The following is a 20,222-nucleotide window of genomic DNA, read 5'->3' on the forward strand; positions in this document are numbered from 1 at the left end:
TGCCGCTGAGGAGGCGCGCAGAGTGACATCGCGGGACGCGGAATTTGGCAGGGGAATCAAGGCCGTGCGCGGCCTTGCGGAGAACGAGACGACGCCGTTGCAGCGCCGTAAGAAAAGCAGAGTTTCGGACGATTCCCTAAATCATCGACGGCGAGCGACCGCTTGGGCCACTCGCCGCCATGAGACGGAAGACGACGATCAACGACGTGTCGCTACTTACGCAGCACGCGTAAGCGGCGCGACCTGACGAATGCCCAGCGACGCCAGCGACTGCGAGATCGCGGTGACGACGTTACGCATCTCGTTGTCGTCGATGGCGCCGATGCAGCCGACGCGGAACGTCTCGATCTGCGTGAGCTTGCCGGGGTAAAGGATGTAACCGCGCTCGCGCACGGCCGCGTAGAACGCCTTGAAGTCGTACTTGCTGTCGGTCGGTGCATGGAACGTCACGATGACGGGCGCTTGTACCTCTGCTTCGAGGAATGGTCGGAAGCCCAGCGACGCCATGCCGTCCACCAATGCACGACAGTTCATCTGGTAGCGTCCACCGCGCACCGGTTGGCCACCCTCGTCGAGGAACTGATCGACGGCCGCACGCAGCGCGGCGACCACGTGCGTCGGCGGCGTGAAGCGCCATTGCGTGGTCTTCTGCATGTAGGTGTACTGGTCGTGCAAGTCCATCGCCAGCGAGTGGCTGTTGCCACCGCTTGCTTCGAGCACCGTCTTCTTCGCAATGACGAAGCCCATGCCTGGCACGCCTTCGAGGCACTTGCCGCTTGCGGCGATCAACGCGTCGAACGGCATCGAGCGCACATCGATCTCTATCGCGCCGAACGAACTCATGGCGTCGACGATCAGCCCCTTGCCGTGCTTCTGGCAGACCCGTGCGATATCGGCCAGCGGGTTCAGCACGCCCGCGCCGGTTTCGAGATGGACTTGTGCGACGTGCGTGATCGAGGGATCGCGCGAGAGCGCTTCGTCGATGGCCGCCGCGCTGGCCGCCTGATCTTCGGGGATGGGCAGCGCGACGGCGTCGCGGCCGAGATAGCGGCAGATCTTCAGAATGCGCTGGCAGTACGCGCCGTTATCCGGCACGAGAATGCGGGCATTGCGCGGCGTGAGCGTACCGATGGCCGCTTCGACGGAGAACGTCCCCGAGCCTTGCAGCGGGACACAGACGTAGTCATCGCCACCGTGCACGATGTCCACCAGATCGCGGCACAGCGACGCGGTGATGCGGTTGAACTGGGCGTCCCACGACCCCCAGTCGCGCAGCATGGCCTGTCGGGTGGCCGGCGACGTGGTGAGCGGGCCGGGGGTGAGCAGAATCGGTTCCTGACCGAGAATCATGACCGCCTCCTATTAAGCGGGGAAATTACCAAAATGAGCGACCGAAAATGAGCGACCAAAACCAACGTCAATGTCCGTTCCGCGCGCCCGGCACGTTGCCGGACGGCCGACGCCACGCCTGCGTGTAACGCTCCACCACGATCTGCACGCCGTGATAGAGCAGGCACACCAGCATCGACGTGAGCACCACGAGCGTGGCCATCGCGGCGGCGGGTCCGATGGACCCGGTCTCGTCCATGTTGACGATGGCAACCGACGCGAGCGACGTGTCTGCGGAGTAAAGGAAGACGACGGCAGAGACTGTCGTCATGGCGTTGACGAAGAGATACCGGCTGATGTCGATGATCGACGGCAGGCAGATCGGCGCTGACACGCGCCAGAACGTGCGGTAGAAGGGCACCTTGAGCGACGCCGACACATACTCGAACTCGGGGTCGATCTGTTTGAGCGCCGTGACCGCCGTGAGGTGACTCGACGAGTAGTAATGCACGACGTTGACGATCACCAGAATCGCGAGCGTGCCGTAGAGGTTGTGCAGCGGGTTCGCTTCGGAAACGAAGAAGAAGATGTAACCGAGACCCAGCACCAGCCCCGGCACGCCCATCGGCAGCACGGCCATCATGCGGATGAAGCCGCGCACCCACGCCATGCCGCGTGTCTTCTCGAGCAGGTAGGCAATGACGAAGATCGCCGCCGTTCCCCACACGGCGCACCAGAACGCCATCTGCAAGCTGTTGACGTACGAATCCACGGCACCGCTTTCGATCAGCCCGAAGCGGTAGTGACCGAGCGACAAGCTGAAGTTGTACGGCCAGAACTTCACGAACGACGCGTACACCGCCATGCCCAGAATTGCGAGCATGATCGCGGCCATCCCCCAGCACATCGTGGCCATGAGCCAGTCGAATCCGCGTGACGGCTTCGGCACATACGGCACGGCACGCGCGGAGAGCAGCGCCTGCTGCTTGCGCTGTACGACGGAGTCCACCAGATAGGTAATCCCGACGGGCACGAGCAGCACCAGCCCGACCACCGCACCCTTGGAGAAGTCCTGCTGTCCGATCACCAGCTTGTAGATGTCGGTGGCCAGCACATTGAAGTCGCCACCGATGACCTTGGGAATGCCGAAGTCGGAAATCGCGTAAGTGAAGACGATCATCGCCGCGCTGATGACCCCGTACTTCGCGCCGGGCAGCGTGATGGTGAGAAAGCGTCGCAGTGCGGGCGTGCCGAGCGCATCGGCGGCTTCATAGAGTCGTGCATCGGTGAGCGAGAGCGCCGTAATCAGAATCATCAGCGCGTGCGGGAACGTGGCGTTCACGAGCGACATCACGATGCCCAGCGGGCCGTAGATGTCCACGTCGCCCATGAACGGACGCAGCAGCCCCTGATTGCCGAACCAGAAGATGAACGAGATGGCGGGCAGCAGCGTCGGGCCGAGAATCGGAATTAGTGCGATGTTGCGCAGCAGGGTCTTGTGACGGATGCAACTGCGCGTGAGCGCGTACGCGAAGATGAAAGCGAGCGGCACCGTGATGCAGGTCGTCACCATCGAGATCCAGACGCTGTTCCAGATCGAGCCGAAGAGTGCAGGGGAGTGGAAGTACTCGCGAAAGTGTCGCAACCCGACGAAGTGCCCGTCGTTGTCCTGCACGCTCTTGACGAGAATCGCGGCCATTGGCGCGAGCAGAAAGAGCACACCGGCCGCCGCAGCGACAAGCAGCAATGCCTGTGCGAGACGATCCGTCCAGTGCGAGACGAGCCTTACCGGGCGAACCGCTGACGGCGGTGGCCGATCCGCAGTCGTGGGTGTTGCCGGGGCGGCAGTCAGTGTCGAGCCTGCTGAACTTAAGGAACTCATCGTGGCTACCCCTGACGGAAGACGCGCACGGCGGCGCTCGGCACCGAGAAGCGCAGCGCGCCACCCGTCGCCGGTTGCAGGGCCTGCATGTCCGCAGGCGAGAGGTCGGCGTAGAGCGCGTGGTCGCAGGCGTGCATGCGCAACGTCACGCGCGAGAACGCCCCGAGAAACTCGATCTTCTCGACATTGCCGTCGAATACGTTGGCGGTGTCGTCGAGGTCGTCCAGATTGCGCACGCGCACGTCCTCCGGCCGGAAGAAGACGCGAATGTCCTCGCCCGAGCGGCAGCCATTGAGCGTGCCGCATGTCAGCTCGTACTGGCCGACGTGAACGCGTCCCGCCTCACCCAGACGCGCGGGCAGGATGTTCGTCTTGCCCACGAAGTCCGCGACGAACGGCGTGGCCGGATGCTGATAGATCTCGCCGGGCGTGCCGACCTGTTCGATGACGCCGTTGTTCATCACGACAATGCGATCGGCCATCGACAGCGCTTCTTCCTGATCGTGCGTAACGAGAATCGTGGTGATGCCCAGCCGTTGTTGCAGCGCGCGGATCTCGCTGCGCAGACGCACACGCACACGGGCATCCAGTGCCGAGAGCGGCTCGTCGAGCAGCAACAGGCCGGGCGAGGTCGCGAGTGCCCGTGCAATCGCAATGCGTTGCTGCTGGCCGCCGGAGAGCTGGCCGGGAAACTTGCCGCCCGCATCGGGCAACCCGACCATCGCCAGCAGTTCGGCCACACGCGCGTTTCGCTCGGCGCGCGGCACACGACGGTTCGTCAGTCCGTACGCCACGTTTTGCGCGACGCTCAGATTCGGAAACAGTGCGTACGACTGGAAGACGATGCCGTAGTCGCGCTGCATCGGCGGCAACGACGAGATGTCCCGTCCGTTTTGCGACAGCGTGCCTTGCGTCTGCGCCTCCAGTCCGGCGATGATGCGCAGCAACGTGGTCTTGCCGCAGCCCGACGGACCGAGGAAACAGAGCATTTCACCGCGTCGCACGGTGAGATGAATGTCATGCAGCACCACGGTGCTATCGAAGCGTTTGTGTATGCCTGCTAGATGGAGATACGTGTCGTCGCTCATTCGGGAGACCTCCTGCATGGTTGTGCCGGTGTGCGTGAGTGCGCGTGCGGCGCGCTTGATGCGGGCCGCACGCTGCGTCATCACGTCGTCACTTCTTCTCCGACTTCGCGCCGTAACGTTTCTGCCACTCGGCAAGCACCGACTCGCGGCTCTTCGCGATGTCCGTGAAATCGTTCTTCACGAGCATGTCCGGGTAGTTGGCCGGAATGGTCTCGAACTTCTTCGCAACACCCGGGTAGGCCACGATGGCCCAGTCCTTCGCGTACATCTCGTTGGCTTCCTTGCTCGCGAGCCAGTCCATGTAACGCTTGGCGGCGTCGAGCTTCTTGGTCGTCTTCACGATGCCCGCTGCTTCGATGTCGTAGCCCAAGCCTTCCTTGGGGAACACGAGATCGATGGGCGCGCCCGCCGCCTTGGTGCGGTGCGCATTGAACTCGAACGAAATGCCGATGGGGTACTCGCCTGCGCCCGCGTCACGACACGGCTTCGAGCCGGAGTGCGTGTACTTCACGATGTTCTTGTCGAGCGCGTCCATGTACTTCCAGCCGCCGTCCTTGCCGAACATCTGCAACCAGGCCGTGACGTCGAGAAAGCCTGTCCCGGACGTGGCCGGGTTGGGCATCACGATCATCCCCTTATAGATGGGCTTGGCGAGGTCTTCCCACGACGTGGGCTTGGGCAGATTGCGCTTGGCCGCTTCCACGGTATTGAAGCAGACGGTCGCGCCCCACACGTCGAGGCCCACCCACGACGGTGGATTCGCCTTGTCGCTATAGGCGCGCGTGAGCTGATCGAAACCCTTGGGGGCGTACGGTGTGAGCAGGCCTTCCTGCTTGATGAGTTCCAGACTGGACGCGGCAAGCCCCGCGATCACATCCGCCTGCGGGTTGGCCTTTTCTGCGAGCACCTTGGCCGTGACCACGCCGGTGGAGTCGCGCACGTACTTGATCTCGATGTCCGGATTCGCCTTCTGGAATGCTTCGGCATACGGACGCATGACCTCGACTTCCCACGCGGTATAGACAGTCAGCGTGGTCTTCGCGAGCGCGTGACCGGCCTGTGCAGCGCAGACGAGTCCTGCGGCGAGGACGGCGGCAGCGCGCATGGCACGGCGCAAGGATGAATTCATGGATGGCTCCTGTGGGTCGCGATCAGGGTCGCGTTGTAAGTACACTCGACGGCCTTCTGTGAGGCGATTTGTTGCATGATATTGGCAAATTATGTCGTTTTCTTGAAACCCTTGGCTTTTGTCATCTGTTCGTCAAATACCTCCAATAGTATGGAAATCGTTGATTCAGATAGGGTTTTGTCGCTGCCGCAATCGACTCGACCCGACGGTGTTGCAAAATCTGTCTGCAATGTCGGATGCGTTTTGTTGACAATCTACAAATTGCTGTGCTTGAATGTCAACAACAAAAATAATCACGTGATGCCACAAATTGCCAAGTACCGATGGCACGGCGGTTTGTGTTCCGGCGCAGGGGCGCCGACGTCGCGCGATGGCATCAATGTCCAGAGCACTGTTTTGAAAAAGGGAAGGCCGGTATGACTCCGAAGCCCACGTCGCCAACCGCAATCGAGTTGTTGCAGAGCCAGTCGCTTACCACGCTCGTCCAGCACGAAATCGAGCGTCAGATCATGGCGGGCACGCTCACGCCCGGGACCAAGCTCAACGAGATCGAGGTCGCAGGCAGCCTTGGCGTGTCGCGTGGTCCGGTGCGTGAAGCGTTCCGTGCACTTGAAGAAGCCGGACTGCTGCGCACCGAAAAGAATCGCGGCGTCTTCGTGCGGGTCATCTCGATTGAAGAAGCCGAAGAGATTTACGCGCTGCGCGGTGTGCTCGACGAGTACGTCGCCCGCACGTTGGCCGAGGTGATCACGTCCGAGCAACTCACGCGCTTGCGTGAATCCGTCGAGGCGATGCATCACGCGGTGGAAACCGGCGACAGCGAGGGCTATTACCAACTGAACCTGGCGTTTCACGACGCGCTCGTCGAGATGGTCGGCAACCGCAAGTTGCTGGAGACGTATCGCCGTCTGGTGAAGGAGCTGAGCCTGTTCCGTCACGAAGCGCTGACGGGCGATTCCTCCGCGCCGCCGAAGTCGGAGCGTGAGCACCGGGACATCGTGAGCGCGATTGCGTCGCGCGATCCCGAACGTGCCGCGCAAGTCACGCGCGACCACCTGGTGCGAGGCCGTACGCGTATTCGCGAAATGCTCGCGCGTGCGCCCGGTGCACCGGGTGCTACGCCGCAGGCGAAGGCGGGCTGAGCGCCCAAGGATTTGTCTTGTTGATATTTCGGCCGCATGCAGGTCATCGCACGAAGCGCGATGACCCTTACGGTCAACCGAGTGGTTATTGAGGAGAACCGACGTGAACCAGCCCGCACAGATTCAAGTGAACGGCCGTCAGTACCGCCTGCCGAAGCAACCGACCGTCATCGTATGCGTCGACGGTTGCCAGTTCGAATACATCGAAGCCGCTGCCGCCGCAGGCGTTGCGCCCTATCTGAAGCGTTTGCTCGCCGAGGGGGCCGTCTTCCAGGGCGACTGTGTCGTGCCGTCGTTCACTAACCCCAACAACCTGTCGATCGTGACCGGCGCGCCCCCCGCCGTGCACGGTATCTGCGGCAACTACTTCTTCGACCCGGCCGCCAACGGCGGTCGTGGCGCGGAAGTCATGATGAACGACCCTGCCTACCTGCGTGCGGGTACCGTGTTTGCAGCGGCTGCCGATGCGGGCGCGAGCCTCGCCGTCGTGACGGCCAAGGACAAGCTGCGCAAGTTGCTCGGCTATCGCATGAAGGGCATCTGCTTCTCGTCGGAGAAGGCCGATCAGGTCACGCTCGAAGAGAACGGCATCGAAGACGTGGTCGACCTCGTCGGCATGCCGGTGCCGGACGTCTACAGCGCAGAACTCTCGGAGTTCGTGTTCGCGGCGGGCGTGCGCCTGCTGGAGACGCGTCACATCGACCTGATGTATCTCTCGACGACGGACTACATCCAGCACAAGTGGGCCCCGGGCACTGACGGCGCGAACGCCTTCTACGCGATGATGGACAAGTACCTCGCGCGGATGGACGAACTCGGTGCGGTCATCGGCTTGACCGCCGATCACGGCATGAACGCCAAGCACGATCCGAAGACCGGCCAGCCCAACGTCATCTATCTGCAAGACCTGCTCGACGACTGGTTCGGCAAGGGTGTGGAAGCGGGCGGTGCGCGCGTGATCCTGCCGATTACCGACCCGTACGTGGTGCACCACGGCGCGCTCGGTTCCTACGCCACGATCTATCTGCCGAACGACGCGGATCGCGACGCCATTCGCGCACGCCTCGCTGCGCTGCCGGGCATTGAAGTGGTGCTGACCAACGCCGAAGCCTGCGCACGCTTCGAGCTGCCGCCGGATCGCGTGGGCGATCTGGTGGTCGTGAGCGATCAATCGGTCGTGTTGGGCACCAGCGCGAGCCGCCACGATCTGTCGGGACTGACGGTGCCGCTGCGCTCGCACGGCGGTATCTCGGAGCAGACGGTGCCGTTGCTCTTCAATCGCAAGACGGAAGGGATTCCGGGCAAGGCGCGACTTCGCAACTTCGACATTCTCGACGTTGCACTGAATCACGTTTGAGCCACGTCGGATTGACGTCCGACCCAAGAGCAGAGCATTAGCGCCAGGGTCGTGCAAACCTCAGAACGTATGCACGACCCGGCCCTTGTCCAGTTAGAGACGCAGTGGAGAACCCCATGAACGCGCCGCACAAGCTGCACCCCGAGTTCCGCGCCGAAGCGCTTCGCATCGGTGGCGAAAAAGTGACCCGCGAACGGATCATCGAAGTGTTCAATCCGTATTCGGGCGATCTGGTCGGCACTGTGCCGAAAGCTTCGCTCGACGATGTGCGTCGCGCGTTCTCCATTGCCAAGCAGTACCGCTCCACGCTCACGCGTTTCGAGCGCGCCAACATTCTGGAGAAGGCGGCCGCTCTGTTGCGTGCACGCACGGCGGAGGCGGCGGCCATCATCACGATGGAGTCGGGGCTCTGCAAGAAAGATGCCGTCTACGAAATCGGCCGCGTTGCCGACGTGCTGGGTTTCGCCGCGGGCGAAGCGCTCAAGGACGACGGACAAGCGTTCTCGTGCGATCTCACGCCGCACGGCAAGAAGCGTCGTGTGGTCACGCAGCGCGAGCCGCTGCTGGGCGCGATTGCGGCGATCACGCCGTTTAACCACCCCATGAATCAGGTGGCGCACAAGGTTGCGCCGTCGATTGCGACGAATAACCGGATGGTGCTCAAGCCGTCCGAGAAGGTGCCGCTCTCGGCTTTCTATCTGGCCGACACGCTGTACGAAGCCGGTCTGCCGCCGGAGATGCTGCAAGTGATCACGGGCGATCCGATGGAGATTGCCGACGAGCTGATCACGAACGAGAACATCGACATGATCACCTTCACGGGCGGCGTGTCGATCGGCAAGTACATCGCGTCCAAGGCGGGCTATCGCCGCATCGTGCTGGAGCTGGGCGGCAACGACCCGCTGATCGTGATGGAGGACGCCGATCTGGAGCGCGCCACCGATCTCGCGGTGCAAGGGTCGTACAAGAACTCGGGGCAGCGTTGCACGGCGGTCAAGCGCATGCTGGTGCACAAGGACATCGCAGCGCAGTTCACCGAACTCGTGGTCGAGAAGACGCGTGCGTGGAAGTACGGCGATCCGGCCGATGGCGACAACGACATGGGCACGGTGATCGACGAAACGGCCGCGCGCCTGTTCGAGTCGCGAGTGAACGAAGCGGTGTCGCAGGGCGCACGTCTGCTGGTGGGCAACAAGCGCGACGGCGCACTGTATTCGCCGACGGTGATCGACCGGGTCGACCCGAAGATGACGGTAGTGCGCGAAGAGACCTTCGGGCCGGTGTCGCCGATCATCACGTTCGGCAGCATCGACGAAGCCATCGCCATCTCCAACGGCACCGCGTTCGGTCTGTCGTCCGGCGTTTGCACGAACCGGCTTGATTATGTGACGCGTTTTACCAACGAATTGCAGGTCGGGACGGTCAACGTGTGGGAAGTGCCGGGATATCGCATCGAACTGACGCCGTTCGGTGGTATCAAGGACTCAGGGCTTGGCTATAAGGAAGGGGTTCAGGAGGCGATGAAAAGCTTCACGAACACCAAGACCTTCACCTTGCCGTGGGGCGTCTGAGCGAGGCGTAGCAGAACCAGCGCAAAAATTGTGACAATTTGATGACAGGATTGTTGCGCTGGTCAAATTGGTGTACGGTGTATCGATTGGGGATACGCATGACGCGTGAACTTCATACGCATCCCGACGCCAGTGTTGGACTGACGCGGGATGCCTGTTTGGTAAAACGGTGCACGCGTCATGTTGGCGGCGCGAAGCGCTGCCTGTCCCGTCGACAATAAGATCACGGAACACTGGCATGCTGACACTGCTTAACCTGCTCTCTGGCGTAGCGATGCTGATCTGGGGGACGCACATCGTGCGTACCGGGGTCCTGCGCGTCTACGGCGCCGACCTGCGACGCATTCTGTCGCACAGCATCTCGAATCGCTTCCTTGCCTTTGCGGCGGGTGTGCTCGTCACGGGGCTCGTGCAGAGCAGTAACGCGACGGCGCTCATCGTGTCGTCGTTCGGCGCGCAGGGGCTGATCGCGTTGGCACCGGCACTGGCGATCATGTTGGGCGCTGACGTCGGCACCGCTGTCATGGCGCGGATCCTGACGTTCGATCTGCACTGGCTGTCGCCGCTGCTAATCTTCTTCGGCGTCATCTTCTTCCTCTCACGAAAGCAAACGCGTGCAGGCCAGTTGGGGCGTGCGTCCATCGGCCTTGGGCTGATCATCCTGGCGTTGCAACTGATCGTGGGTGCGACCACGCCGATGACCGAAGCCGCCGGTGTGAAGGTGCTGTTCGGTTCGCTGACGGGCGATGTGATGCTCGACACGCTGATCGGTGCGCTCTTTGCGATGGTGTCGTATTCGAGCCTCGCGGCCGTGCTGCTGACGGCGACGCTCGCGTCGTCCGGCGTCATCTCGCTCAAAGTGGCGCTGTGTCTCGTGATCGGCGCGAACCTCGGTAGCGGCATGCTCGCGATGTTGACGTCGGCCGGACAGAACGCGGCGGGCCGTCGTGTCGTGTTCGGCAGTCTCATCTTCAAGCTGATCGGCTGCCTGATCGTGCTGCCGTTCGTCGACTACGCGCCGATGCTGGTGAATTGGCTCTCGGACGCCCCCGCGCAAGCCGTCGTCAACTTCCACGTGCTGTACAACCTCGTTCGCTGCCTTGTCTGCCTCGCGTTCACCGAGCCGATGGCGCGTCTGTGTGTGCGACTGCTGGCCGAAAAGCCGGAAGCGGACGGTGTGACGCGTGCCCGACATCTCGACGAGAGCGCGCTGGAAATGCCGTCCGTCGCGCTGGCCAATGCCACGCGCGAAACGTTGCGCATGGGCGACCTCATCGAGCAGATGCTTAACGGGTTGCTTGACGTCATCAAGAGTAACGACGTGGCGCGCGCCAGAGAGACGCGCCGTCTGGACGACGACGTCGACCATCTCTACACCGCCGTGAAGATGTACCTCACGCGCGTGTCGCGTGAAAATCTCAGCGAGCAGGACAGCCGCCGCTGGACGGACATCATCTCGCTCACCATCAATCTGGAGCATGCCGGGGACATCATCGAGCGCATGGTGGTGGAGGTCGAGGAGAAGAAGATATCGCACAAGCTCTCGTTCTCGGAGGCGGGTTTGCAGGAGATCTGCGACATGCACGCGCGGCTGGTGACAAACCTGCAACTCGGCTTGTCGGTGTTCCTGAATACCGATCTGCGCAGCGCGCAGCGGCTGATGGCCGAGAAGGAAAGCTTCCGTGATCTGGAGCGTGCGTATTCGTACACGCACCTGAATCGTCTGGCGGGCCAGTCGGTGCAGAGTATCGAGACGTCTTCGCTGCATCTGGACATCATCAGCGACATGAAGCGTCTGAACTCGCTGTTCTGCTCGACGGCGTATCCGGTGCTCGACGACGCGGGTGCGCTGCGCAAGAGCCGCATGCGCGACAAGCCGAAGGAAGCGAAAGACAACAAGGATATGAAGACGCCGAAGGAAACGAAGGCGTCGAAACTGGCGGCGTTTGCCGATGTCGCGACGGCCGCTGCCGGGGCTGCCCCCGATTCTCGCGACGACAACGAGAGTTCTCACGATGGCCCTGAGCCTGCCGGACATCCGCACCCTGTTCGATAAATTCGGTTCGATCGCTTACAGCGGCGAACCTGTCACCCAACTGGAGCACGCGCTGCAAAGCGGCGCGCTTGCCGAGAGCGAGGGCGCCGACGAGGCGCTCGTCGCTGCCAGCTTCCTCCACGATCTCGGCCATCTGCTCAATCTTCAGGGCGAAACGCCCACCGAGCGCGGCATCGACGATCTGCATCAATACTTTGCACTGCCGTTCCTCAGACCGCTCTTCAGCGACGCGGTCCTCGATCCGATTCGTTTGCATGTGGACGCCAAGCGTTGCCTTTGCGCGATCGATCCCGAGTACTACGGCAAGTTGTCGGTGGATTCGGTGCGCAGTCTTGCACTGCAAGGCGGTGTGTTCAGCGATGAAGATGCGAAGACGTTTCTCGCGCGTGAGCATGCCGAGTCGGCGCTTCGCCTGCGTCGCTGGGACGACCGCGCGAAGATTGCGGGCATGCAGACGCCGCCGCTCGACCACTACATGAAGGTGCTGGAGCGCGTGACGATTCAGTGAAGTGAGTGAAATGAAGAAAGGCCGCGCCGGGAAGATCCGGCGCGGCCTTTTTGCTTTCGACGTCAGATGCGTTTCAGTGCGGCAGCTTTGCACGCCATGCCGACGGCAGCAGGCGAAGCACGGCCCGACGCGACGGTTGCCAGAACACCGACAGCAACAGCAGCACGCCGCCGACGATGACTGCCGTGGCGGGCAGCGACATGCTGGAGTGTGTGTAGAGTTCGTCGCCGTTCGCAGCGGGCGTCATGAACATCCGCAAGATTGCGCTCATGACGTACAGCAGCGACGACAGCATCAGCGCGCGACGGTCGATGGCCAGCGACACGGCGGTGAGCAGCACGAACACGGCGATGACCGCGCCGGGGTGATTCGGTGCGAGCATCCAGAAGATCGGATGCGTGACCATGCAGGCTGCCAGCAGGTGAAGCCAGAACGCGACATCGGAGCGGATGGTCGTGCGTTGCGGATCCTGCGCATCCCAGCGCAGCGCCCAGATGAAGATCGCCAGGCCGACGACGACATTCGCCACCAGCAGCCATCCGTCGTTCTCGGTCAGTACCAGCACGTGCGCCCACACGACGGCGACAACGCCCGCCACGCCCATCGCAATGACTGCGGGCACCCGGAAGCGCCACCAGAAAAGGGCGGCACCGAGCGCCGTGCACACACAGGTGCCGACGAGCGTCCACCAACTCATCGAGGCACGCACACTTTCTCCGCCCTGGTGCAGCAACGAAGCGTTCCCGAAACCGAGCATTGCGGCCGTACTCACAAAGCTGAACGAGAAGCAGAGCGCGGGCAGCGCCATACGGCGACGTCGCACGAAGATCTCCGAGAGTCCCCACGTGATGGCGGCGGCGATCAGCATCTGCAGCCACGAGGGCAGCGATGCCGTGAGCCACACCGTGCCGAACGAGAGCAGCCATGATGCGATGACGACGAAGATGTCGTTAAAGCTCGTGACCAGCCGCAGCGGTTCGTCATCGATGCGCTGCTGAGTCAGCGGTGCAGACGGAGGAGGCATAGGTACATCGGGAGGCGCGCTTGCTGGTGTCTGGAATTCGGGTGTCGTCATGTTTCGATGAGCTTTTGGATTCGTAAAGCGAAGTGTAACGGTCTGATCGGACAGCTCGGCTCGAATTCCCGGGACCGGGCGCAAACGCTTGTGGTTGTTGATGTAGGCGGGTGTCCCGTTGAGGTCTGCATGCCACGAGGTGTCTTCCCATCAGCAAAGTGCGGAAGGTCCCAAGTTGCGTTGTCTAGAGACATAAACCCGAAGGTAACCGTCCGAATCGCAAAGGTTTGCGCTCGATAGGTGACACGATGAAATCCCCCCCGACCGATGGAGATTCGTCATGGAGATAGGTAATCAGCCGCCCGTTCGTCAAATCACAATGCCCGAAATCCAGACCGCCGGGACGACGCAGCCCTCTGCGGGTGGTTTCAATACGGACTTGGAGCGAATGCAAAATGTGAGTTCGACGGGAGACCATCTGGCGACTTCGGGTGCTCAGCCACATGCCGTCGGCTCTGAGGATGGTGTGCGTGCCCGAAATGCGTTTTTAAAGCAGCTGGGACTGCGTCCCGTAGGCGTGTCGACGACCGGTGATGCAAATGCATCGTCGTCTCCCGGCGTGGTGCGACCCGAGCCGTACCGCTTTGTGTTCGAGGGACACATAATAGAAGCCGGTCCCGAGCAAGATGTCGAGACCATAAAGAAGATACTCGGCTTGTTAAACGTCCCACCAGAAGATCGCACTCTGTATTGGGAAGCGCTCCTGAGCAATTGTAATGAAAGTGAATACTACGTCTACGTGAGGTGGTCGAAGAGCGGATTCGTTTCCCGTGCGGGCCTTGATGAGGGCCGCGTCGAGAAATCTATTGAAAGCGCTGCAGAACGTTTGGGTATTAGCCAAGATCAGGATGTTCTGTGGACGATCTGATGCGCACTCCCCGTTACGGAAAATGCCCGCGAAAGCGGGCATTTGTACTTTGACTCACGCGAAATTGTGCGTCCAATGAGCCGTCTTGCGAGTCCTGATGTGCAAGCGTTTCACCCCGCCAACGCCGTCGCCTCGATCTCCACGGCAACGCCATGACTCAGCGCTGGCACCGGCACCACACAGCGTGCTGGTTTCGCATCACCCGCCCACTCCGCGTAGACCTCGTTGAACGGGCCCCAGTCGTCGACATTCGTAATGTACACACGCACCTGCACCAGGCGGCTGACGCTGGTGCCGCAGGCAGCGAGGATGGCTGCCACGTTGTCCAGCGCCTGCTTTGCCTGCACGGCGAACGGCGCACCGACCAGACGCTCGCCCTCCGGCGTGACCGGCAACTGTCCCGAGACGAAGACGAAACCGTTCGCACACACCCCGTGCGAATAGTGGCCTCGCGGCGGTTGCAATGTCGGTACGTTCACCGATTCGATACCTCGTTCCTGCGTGCTCATACGGCCTCCCCGAGCGTAAGTTTTGCAAAACGTGCGAGATCGACGTTGCCGCCGGACAGAATGACGCCCACGCGCTTGCCGCGAACGTCGACCTTGCCCTGCATCGCCGCGGCGGCAGCGAGACAACCCGTCGGCTCGACCACAATCTTCATACGGCTCGCGAAGAACTTCATCGTCTGCACGAGCTCGTCGTCGGTCACGGTCAGGATGTCGTCCACCAGCGAGCGAATCACCGGGAACGTGTACTGACCGAGATGCTGCGTCTGCGCCCCGTCGGCGATGGTGCGGGGCGTCTCGATGTGAACGATCTCGCCCGTGCGGAAACTCTGCTGTCCGTCATTGCCAGCTTCCGGCTCCACGCCGTAGATCTCGATATTCGGATTGAGCGCGCGCGCCGCGACGGCGCTGCCCGAAAGCAAACCGCCACCGCCCAGACACACCAGCAGCATGTCGAGTTCACCGGCGTCTTCGATCAGTTCCTTGACGGCCGTGCCCTGACCGGCCATCACATGCGGATGGTCGTAGGGCGGGATCAGCGTCATGCCGCGTTCCTCGGCGAGACGCTTCGACAGCGCTTCGCGATCTTCCTTATAGCGATCGAACAGGATCACCTCAGCACCGTACTCACGCGTGGCGTCGATCTTCATTTGCGGGGCGTCCTGCGGCATCAGGATGACGGCGGGCACACCCAGCTCGCGGGCCGACAACGCGATGGCTTGCGCGTGGTTGCCCGACGAGAAGGCCAGCACACCGCCGCGCTTCTGCTCCGCCGTGAACTGCGAAATCGCGTTGTACGCGCCGCGAAACTTGAACGCGCCCATGCGCTGGAAGTTCTCGGCCTTGAAGAACAAGCGGGCACCGGTCATGGCGTCGGCCGTGCGCGACGTGAGCACCGGCGTGCGGTGCGCCGCTTCGCGAATCCGGTCGTGAGCGGCGACGACATCGCCATACGTAATCGCCAACGTGGGGGTAGTCATGATGAACCTTTCGGGTCGGAGAGATAGGTGTAGACGGTCGAACGGGCGACGCCCAGCGTGCGCGCCACTTCGGCATGCGCGTGACGCAGGTCCAGCAGACCGCGCGCCTCGATCAAACGGATCGCTTCGCGGCGTTGCGCGAGCGTCAGGCCCAGCGGCGTGGTGTTGCGCTGCGCCGCGAAGTCGGCGATGAGCGGGCGGATGTCGTCAAGACGTCGGCTGGCAAGCGTCTCGCTGACGGTGGACGGTGCCTCGTTAGGCACGCTCACCAGTTGCTGGACGCTCGCGGCCGCTGCCGCCAGCATCGAAATGTCCATGTTCAGGCAGATGGCGGCGACGTACTCGCCCTCGCTGTTCTTCAGCCCGATGGACGTGCTCTTGGCCGGACGCCCATCCGGAAACCGGTTGGCGTAGTTCGCGATGACTTCGGGGAACGCTGGGTCGGCAATGCGCGCGAGTCCCATCTCCGTGACGGCGTCGCCCGGCTCACGGCCTGACAAATTGTTGGCGATAGCCACGATGGCATGGTCGGGGTCAGTCAGGTCGTGCAACACCACTTCCACGAGCGGTGCGAAGGTCTGACCGAGCGCTTCGACGATCTTGCGTCCCTCACGCAACAGCAGCGTGTTCTCGTCGAGCTTGCCCGTGGCGGGAGATTTGGTAGATTTCATGGTTTGACATTATGTCACTGGGTGACGAAATGTCAAATTCACGTCAAAAAACACGCCCGGTGCCTATGGGCAGCGGGCGTGGCTGTGCGCAGTCAGTGGCTCAGACGAGCTTCTTTTCCGCCAGTTCGCTTTTAAGGTAACCGTAGTAGATGGGCGCAGCGATCAGCCCCGGTAGTCCGAACGCGGCCTCCATCACGATCATGGCCAGCAGCAATTCCCAGGCGCGCGACTGAATCTGTGTGCCGACGATGCGCGCATTCAGGAAGTATTCGAGCTTGTGGATGACGATCAGGAAGATCAGCGCCGAGATCGCCACGTACAGCGACACCGACAGACCGAGCACCACGATGAACGTGTTCGAGATCAGGTTGCCGACGACCGGCAGCAGGCCGACCACGAACGTCACCACGATCATCGTCTTGCGCAGCGGTAGATGGATGCCGAACAGCGGCAAGATACCGATCAGGAAGATGGCCGTGAAAACCGTGTTGATGAGCGAGATCTTCACTTGTGCGAAGACGATGCGGCGGAAGGCGTCGCCGAAGAGCGTCACGCGGCGGGTGAGCGCGGCGGCCAGCGGACGCATGTGCTGCACCGGACGCACCGTCGACAGCGCCACAAGCGCGCCGAGCACCAGCCCGACGATGATGTGCACCATCGCGTTCAGCGCTTCCTTGCCGACGAGCGACATCTCCTGCGTGTGATCCTTCAGGAACTCCGTCACAGCCTGATGAATGTCTTCGGTATCCGCCGGAAGTCGATCCGTCACCCACATCGGCAGTTGCGAGCGCGCCTGCTCGATCGCTTCCATCATGCGGCCGTTGATGTGTTCGAGGTGCCCCGCGTCGCTGCGGAAGAACGTGATGATGCCGAATACGAGCGCCGTCATCAGGGCGACGATGAGCGCCGCAAGCAGCGCCACAGCGACCAGCCGTGCCCGCTCGCTGGAGATGCGCAATTGCAGGCGCGGCCCCAGCACATGGACGAGCTGATAGACCACCATGCCCGCCAATACCGCCGACAGCAGGTGGATGCTGAGGATCAGCCAGAGGGCCACCGCCGCGAAGACGTAGCTTGCGGCTTCGACCCAGAAGTTCCGGTCCGGAGTCCAGCCAGAGCGCGGTTCCATGAGATGCGTCCTTTTCCGATGAAGCTTTACTTGCCGCGCTTAAGCAACGGCGCCAGATACTTGCCGGTGAAGCTGGCCTTGCTCGCTGCCACCTGCTCGGGCGTGCCTTGCGCAATGATTTGCCCGCCACCCGCACCGCCTTCCGGCCCGAGGTCGATCACCCAATCTGCCGTTTTAATCACGTCGAGATTGTGTTCGATGATGACGACCGTGTTGCCTTGGTCGCGCAACCGGTGAATCACCGTCAGCAGCAGTTCGATATCGTGGAAGTGCAGGCCCGTGGTCGGTTCGTCAAGGATATACAACGTACGGCCCGTGTCGCGCTTGGACAGTTCGAGCGAGAGCTTCACGCGCTGCGCTTCGCCGCCCGAGAGCGTGGTGGCCGACTGACCGAGACGGATGTAGCCGAGGCCGACGTCGAGCAGCGTCTTCAACTTGCGCGCGACGACTGGCACCGGCTTGAAGAACTCGTGCGCCTGCTCGACCGTCATGTCGAGCACTTCCGAGATGTTGCGTCCCTTGTACTGGACTTCGAGCGTTTCGCGGTTGTAACGCTTGCCGTGGCAGACGTCGCACGGCACGTACACGTCCGGCAGGAAGTGCATCTCGACCTTGATGACGCCGTCGCCCTGACAGGCTTCGCAGCGTCCGCCCTTCACGTTGAACGAGAAGCGGCCCGGGTCGTAACCACGTTCCTTGGCCTGCGGTACGCCCGCAAACAGTTCGCGAATCGGCGTGAACAGCCCCGTGTAGGTGGCCGGGTTCGAGCGTGGCGTGCGTCCGATGGGCGACTGGTCGACGTTGATGACCTTATCGAAGTGTTCCAGTCCGTCGATCTGCTCATACGGCGCCGGTTCGGCCGACGAGCCATACAGATGGCGCGCGACGGCGTGATACAGCGTGTCGTTGATGAGCGTGGACTTGCCCGAGCCGGAGACGCCCGTTACGCACGTCAGCAGACCGACCGGCAGGTCCAGATTGACGTTCTTCAGATTGTTGCCCGTGGCGTCGACGATGCGCAGATAGTCCTCGCCCGGTGCGCGCCGCTCGGTCGGCACTTCGATCCGTCGTGCGCCCGAGAGGTACTGACCCGTGAGCGATTCCGCGGCGTTTTCGATTTGCTGTGGGCTGCCCTGTGCAATCACGGTGCCGCCGTGAATGCCCGCGCCGAGTCCCATGTCGACGACGTAGTCGCTCGCGAGAATCATGTCCTCGTCGTGCTCGACCACGATCACCGAGTTGCCGAGATCGCGCAGATGCTTGAGTGTGCCGATAAGACGGTCGTTATCGCGTTGATGCAGGCCGATGGACGGCTCGTCGAGCACATACATCACGCCCGTCAGGCCCGAGCCGATCTGCGACGCGAGACGAATCCGCTGCGCCTCGCCGCCCGAGAGCGTATCGGCGCTGCGTTCCAGCGAGAGATAGTCGAGACCGACGTTATTCAGGAACGTGAGACGCGCCACGATTTCCTTGACGATCTTGTCGGCAATCTCGCGCTTCGCGCCGTGCAGCACCAGTTCGTGGAAGTAGCCGAGCGTTTCGCGCAGCGGCAGATTGCCGATCTCGTAGATCGCGCGTGCCTGCTTGTCTTCGCCGACTTTGACGAAGCGCGCCTCGCGACGCAGACGGCTGCCTTCGCAATCGGGGCAGGCGCGGTTGTTCTGATACTTGGCGAGTTCTTCGCGCACGGCGACCGAGTCGGTTTCGCGATAGCGTCGCTCAAGGTTCGGGATGATGCCTTCGAAGGCGTGCGAGCGCACCGACGTGCGGCCTTTCTCGTTCACGTAGGTGAACGGAATCTCCTGCTCGCCCGAGCCGTACAGCACGATCTTCTGCGTCTCTTCCGGCATTTCCTCGAAGGGCGTGTCGACGTCGAAGTCGTAGAACGCCGCGAGGCTTTGCAGCATCTGGAAGTAGAACTGGTTGCGTCGGTCCCAACCCTTGATCGCACCAGACGCGAGCGACAGTGCGGGGAAGGCAACGACGCGCTTCGGATCGAAGAACGTCATCTGTCCCAGGCCGTCGCAGGTCGGGCACGCGCCCATCGGGTTGTTGAACGAGAACAGACGCGGTTCGAGTTCCTGCAACGAATACGAGCACACCGGGCACGCGAACTTCGAGCTGAAGACGTGCTCCTTGTCGGTATCCATTTCCAGCGCAATCGCACGACCGTCGGCCAGACGCAGCGCCGTTTCGAACGACTCGGCCAGACGTTGCTTCAGATCGGCGCGTACCTTGATGCGGTCGATGACCACGTCGACGGAGTGCTTCTCTGTTTTCTTGAGCTTGGGCAGCGATTCGATGTCATACACGCGCGCCGTGCCTTCATTGGCTGCGCCGCCGCCCGAGCGAATGCGAAAGCGCACGAAGCCCTGTGCCTGCATCGATTCGAAGAGGTCTGCATGCTCGCCCTTACGATCGACGACGATCGGCGCGAGGATCATGAGCTTGGTGTCTTCGGGTAGCGCGAGCACGGCGTCGACCATTTGCGAAACGCTTTGCGATTCGAGCGGCAGTCCGTGATCGGGGCAGTACGGCGTACCCACGCGCGCATAGAGCAGACGCAGGTAGTCGTGAATTTCGGTGACCGTGCCGACGGTCGAGCGCGGGTTGTGCGAAGTGGCCTTCTGTTCAATCGAGATCGCAGGCGAAAGGCCTTCGATGAGGTCGACGTCGGGCTTTTCCATCAGTTGCAGGAACTGACGGGCATACGCCGACAGGCTTTCGACGTAGCGACGCTGACCTTCCGCGTAGAGCGTATCGAAGGCGAGCGACGACTTGCCGGAGCCCGACAGGCCGGTGATCACCACAAGCTGGTGACGCGGCAGGTCGAGATTGACGTTCTTGAGGTTGTGGGTACGAGCCCCACGAATACGAATGGTTTCCATTGACGGTTCCGGGTCGTCGCCGAGGAATCCGCGCGGCGAA

General features: G+C 62.2%; 16 protein-coding genes. 6 read left to right on the plus strand and 10 right to left on the minus strand.

Annotated features, from left to right (window positions below; all coding sequences use genetic code 11):
• Positions 1-216: 216 nt before the first annotated feature.
• The 4 genes from ACIQWO_RS15675 to ACIQWO_RS15690 all read right to left on the minus strand — a co-directional run bounded on the left by ACIQWO_RS15675 (position 217) and on the right by ACIQWO_RS15690 (position 5,428).
• Positions 217-1,350 carry a 2-aminoethylphosphonate--pyruvate transaminase gene (locus ACIQWO_RS15675; protein ID WP_402825674.1) on the minus strand — a complete coding sequence of 378 codons (1,134 nt, stop codon included), beginning with the start codon at positions 1,348-1,350 and terminating at the stop codon, positions 217-219.
• 67 nt (positions 1,351-1,417) lie between these two features.
• Entirely contained in the window at positions 1,418-3,211 is a 1,794-nt protein-coding gene (locus ACIQWO_RS15680) for a putative 2-aminoethylphosphonate ABC transporter permease subunit (protein ID WP_402825677.1), read from the minus strand.
• Positions 3,212-3,216: 5 nt separating this feature from the next.
• Positions 3,217-4,299, minus strand: a complete 1,083-nt coding sequence (locus tag ACIQWO_RS15685; RefSeq protein WP_402826837.1) for a putative 2-aminoethylphosphonate ABC transporter ATP-binding protein — start codon at positions 4,297-4,299, stop codon at positions 3,217-3,219.
• 88 nt (positions 4,300-4,387) lie between these two features.
• Positions 4,388-5,428: a putative 2-aminoethylphosphonate ABC transporter substrate-binding protein gene (locus ACIQWO_RS15690; RefSeq protein WP_150665372.1), complete on the minus strand. Its 1,041-nt coding sequence runs from the start codon at positions 5,426-5,428 to the stop codon at positions 4,388-4,390.
• 416 nt (positions 5,429-5,844) lie between these two features.
• On the opposite strand from ACIQWO_RS15690, the gene ACIQWO_RS15695 reads away from it, so the two are divergent.
• The 5 genes from ACIQWO_RS15695 (at position 5,845) to ACIQWO_RS15715 (ending at position 12,062) form a co-directional block, all read left to right on the plus strand.
• Positions 5,845-6,570: a phosphonate utilization associated transcriptional regulator gene (locus tag ACIQWO_RS15695; RefSeq protein WP_402825681.1), complete on the plus strand. Its 726-nt coding sequence runs from the start codon at positions 5,845-5,847 to the stop codon at positions 6,568-6,570.
• Between the two features lie 103 nt (positions 6,571-6,673).
• Positions 6,674-7,927, plus strand: a complete 1,254-nt coding sequence (gene phnA / locus ACIQWO_RS15700; RefSeq protein WP_402825684.1) for a phosphonoacetate hydrolase — start codon at positions 6,674-6,676, stop codon at positions 7,925-7,927.
• Positions 7,928-8,043: 116 nt separating this feature from the next.
• A complete protein-coding gene (gene phnY, locus ACIQWO_RS15705; protein ID WP_402825687.1) occupies positions 8,044-9,498 on the plus strand; it encodes a phosphonoacetaldehyde dehydrogenase in 1,455 nt (484 codons plus the stop codon).
• A gap of 238 nt (positions 9,499-9,736) precedes the next feature.
• Positions 9,737-11,554 carry a Na/Pi cotransporter family protein gene (locus ACIQWO_RS15710; protein WP_402825690.1) on the plus strand — a complete coding sequence of 606 codons (1,818 nt, stop codon included), beginning with the start codon at positions 9,737-9,739 and terminating at the stop codon, positions 11,552-11,554.
• Entirely contained in the window at positions 11,514-12,062 is a 549-nt protein-coding gene (locus tag ACIQWO_RS15715; RefSeq protein ID WP_402825693.1) for a phosphonate degradation HD-domain oxygenase, read from the plus strand. The genes ACIQWO_RS15710 and ACIQWO_RS15715 overlap by 41 nt, the downstream gene beginning before the upstream one ends.
• Before the next feature lie 73 nt (positions 12,063-12,135).
• Here the strand turns inward: ACIQWO_RS15715 and ACIQWO_RS15720 are convergent, their stop codons facing one another.
• On the minus strand, positions 12,136-13,086 hold the full coding sequence (locus ACIQWO_RS15720) for a hypothetical protein (protein ID WP_402825695.1): 951 nt from the start codon (positions 13,084-13,086) through the stop codon (positions 12,136-12,138).
• A 331-nt stretch (positions 13,087-13,417) separates the two neighbouring features.
• On the opposite strand from ACIQWO_RS15720, the gene ACIQWO_RS15725 reads away from it, so the two are divergent.
• Positions 13,418-14,005 (plus strand): hypothetical protein, encoded by a 588-nt coding sequence (locus ACIQWO_RS15725; protein ID WP_402825698.1) that lies wholly within the window; start codon positions 13,418-13,420, stop codon positions 14,003-14,005.
• Positions 14,006-14,115: 110 nt separating this feature from the next.
• Here ACIQWO_RS15725 and ACIQWO_RS15730 read toward each other — a convergent pair whose 3' ends face one another.
• The 5 genes from ACIQWO_RS15730 to uvrA form a co-directional block, all read right to left on the minus strand.
• Positions 14,116-14,514 (minus strand): RidA family protein, encoded by a 399-nt coding sequence (locus ACIQWO_RS15730; RefSeq protein WP_150736679.1) that lies wholly within the window; start codon positions 14,512-14,514, stop codon positions 14,116-14,118.
• The gene (locus ACIQWO_RS15735; RefSeq protein WP_402825702.1) at positions 14,511-15,491 is read right to left on the minus strand and encodes a threo-3-hydroxy-L-aspartate ammonia-lyase; all 981 of its coding nucleotides are present in this window, start codon (positions 15,489-15,491) and stop codon (positions 14,511-14,513) included. The genes ACIQWO_RS15730 and ACIQWO_RS15735 overlap by 4 nt, the downstream gene beginning before the upstream one ends.
• A complete protein-coding gene (locus tag ACIQWO_RS15740) occupies positions 15,488-16,162 on the minus strand; it encodes a transcriptional regulator (RefSeq protein WP_402825705.1) in 675 nt (224 codons plus the stop codon). Before ACIQWO_RS15740 ends, ACIQWO_RS15735 begins: the two co-directional genes overlap by 4 nt.
• Positions 16,163-16,262: 100 nt before the next feature.
• Positions 16,263-17,291, minus strand: coding sequence for an AI-2E family transporter (locus ACIQWO_RS15745; RefSeq protein ID WP_402825708.1), 1,029 nt, complete (start codon positions 17,289-17,291; stop codon positions 16,263-16,265).
• 26 nt (positions 17,292-17,317) lie between these two features.
• Positions 17,318-20,182 carry an excinuclease ABC subunit UvrA gene (gene uvrA, locus ACIQWO_RS15750; protein ID WP_402825711.1) on the minus strand — a complete coding sequence of 955 codons (2,865 nt, stop codon included), beginning with the start codon at positions 20,180-20,182 and terminating at the stop codon, positions 17,318-17,320.
• Positions 20,183-20,222 lie beyond the last annotated feature (40 nt).

The organism is Pandoraea sp. NPDC090278 (assembly GCF_044772185.1).
Classification (GTDB): Bacteria; Pseudomonadota; Gammaproteobacteria; order Burkholderiales; family Burkholderiaceae; genus Pandoraea.

Bases quoted from the DNA above. Each gene is read 5' to 3' on its own strand.
- ACIQWO_RS15675 (WP_402825674.1), bottom strand. From the start codon at position 1,350: ATGATTCTCGGTCAGGAACCGATTCTGCTCACCCCCGGCCCGCTCACC.
- ACIQWO_RS15680 (WP_402825677.1), bottom strand. From the start codon at position 3,211: ATGAGTTCCTTAAGTTCAGCAGGCTCGACACTGACTGCCGCCCCGGCA.
- ACIQWO_RS15685 (WP_402826837.1), bottom strand. From the start codon at position 4,299: ATGAGCGACGACACGTATCTCCATCTAGCAGGCATACACAAACGCTTC.
- ACIQWO_RS15690 (WP_150665372.1), bottom strand. From the start codon at position 5,428: ATGAATTCATCCTTGCGCCGTGCCATGCGCGCTGCCGCCGTCCTCGCC.
- ACIQWO_RS15695 (WP_402825681.1), top strand. From the start codon at position 5,845: ATGACTCCGAAGCCCACGTCGCCAACCGCAATCGAGTTGTTGCAGAGC.
- phnY (WP_402825687.1), top strand. From the start codon at position 8,044: ATGAACGCGCCGCACAAGCTGCACCCCGAGTTCCGCGCCGAAGCGCTT.
- ACIQWO_RS15710 (WP_402825690.1), top strand. From the start codon at position 9,737: ATGCTGACACTGCTTAACCTGCTCTCTGGCGTAGCGATGCTGATCTGG.
- ACIQWO_RS15715 (WP_402825693.1), top strand. From the start codon at position 11,514: ATGGCCCTGAGCCTGCCGGACATCCGCACCCTGTTCGATAAATTCGGT.
- ACIQWO_RS15720 (WP_402825695.1), bottom strand. From the start codon at position 13,086: ATGCCTCCTCCGTCTGCACCGCTGACTCAGCAGCGCATCGATGACGAA.
- ACIQWO_RS15725 (WP_402825698.1), top strand. From the start codon at position 13,418: ATGGAGATAGGTAATCAGCCGCCCGTTCGTCAAATCACAATGCCCGAA.
- ACIQWO_RS15730 (WP_150736679.1), bottom strand. From the start codon at position 14,514: ATGAGCACGCAGGAACGAGGTATCGAATCGGTGAACGTACCGACATTG.
- ACIQWO_RS15735 (WP_402825702.1), bottom strand. From the start codon at position 15,491: ATGACTACCCCCACGTTGGCGATTACGTATGGCGATGTCGTCGCCGCT.
- ACIQWO_RS15740 (WP_402825705.1), bottom strand. From the start codon at position 16,162: ATGAAATCTACCAAATCTCCCGCCACGGGCAAGCTCGACGAGAACACG.
- ACIQWO_RS15745 (WP_402825708.1), bottom strand. From the start codon at position 17,291: ATGGAACCGCGCTCTGGCTGGACTCCGGACCGGAACTTCTGGGTCGAA.
- uvrA (WP_402825711.1), bottom strand. From the start codon at position 20,182: ATGGAAACCATTCGTATTCGTGGGGCTCGTACCCACAACCTCAAGAAC.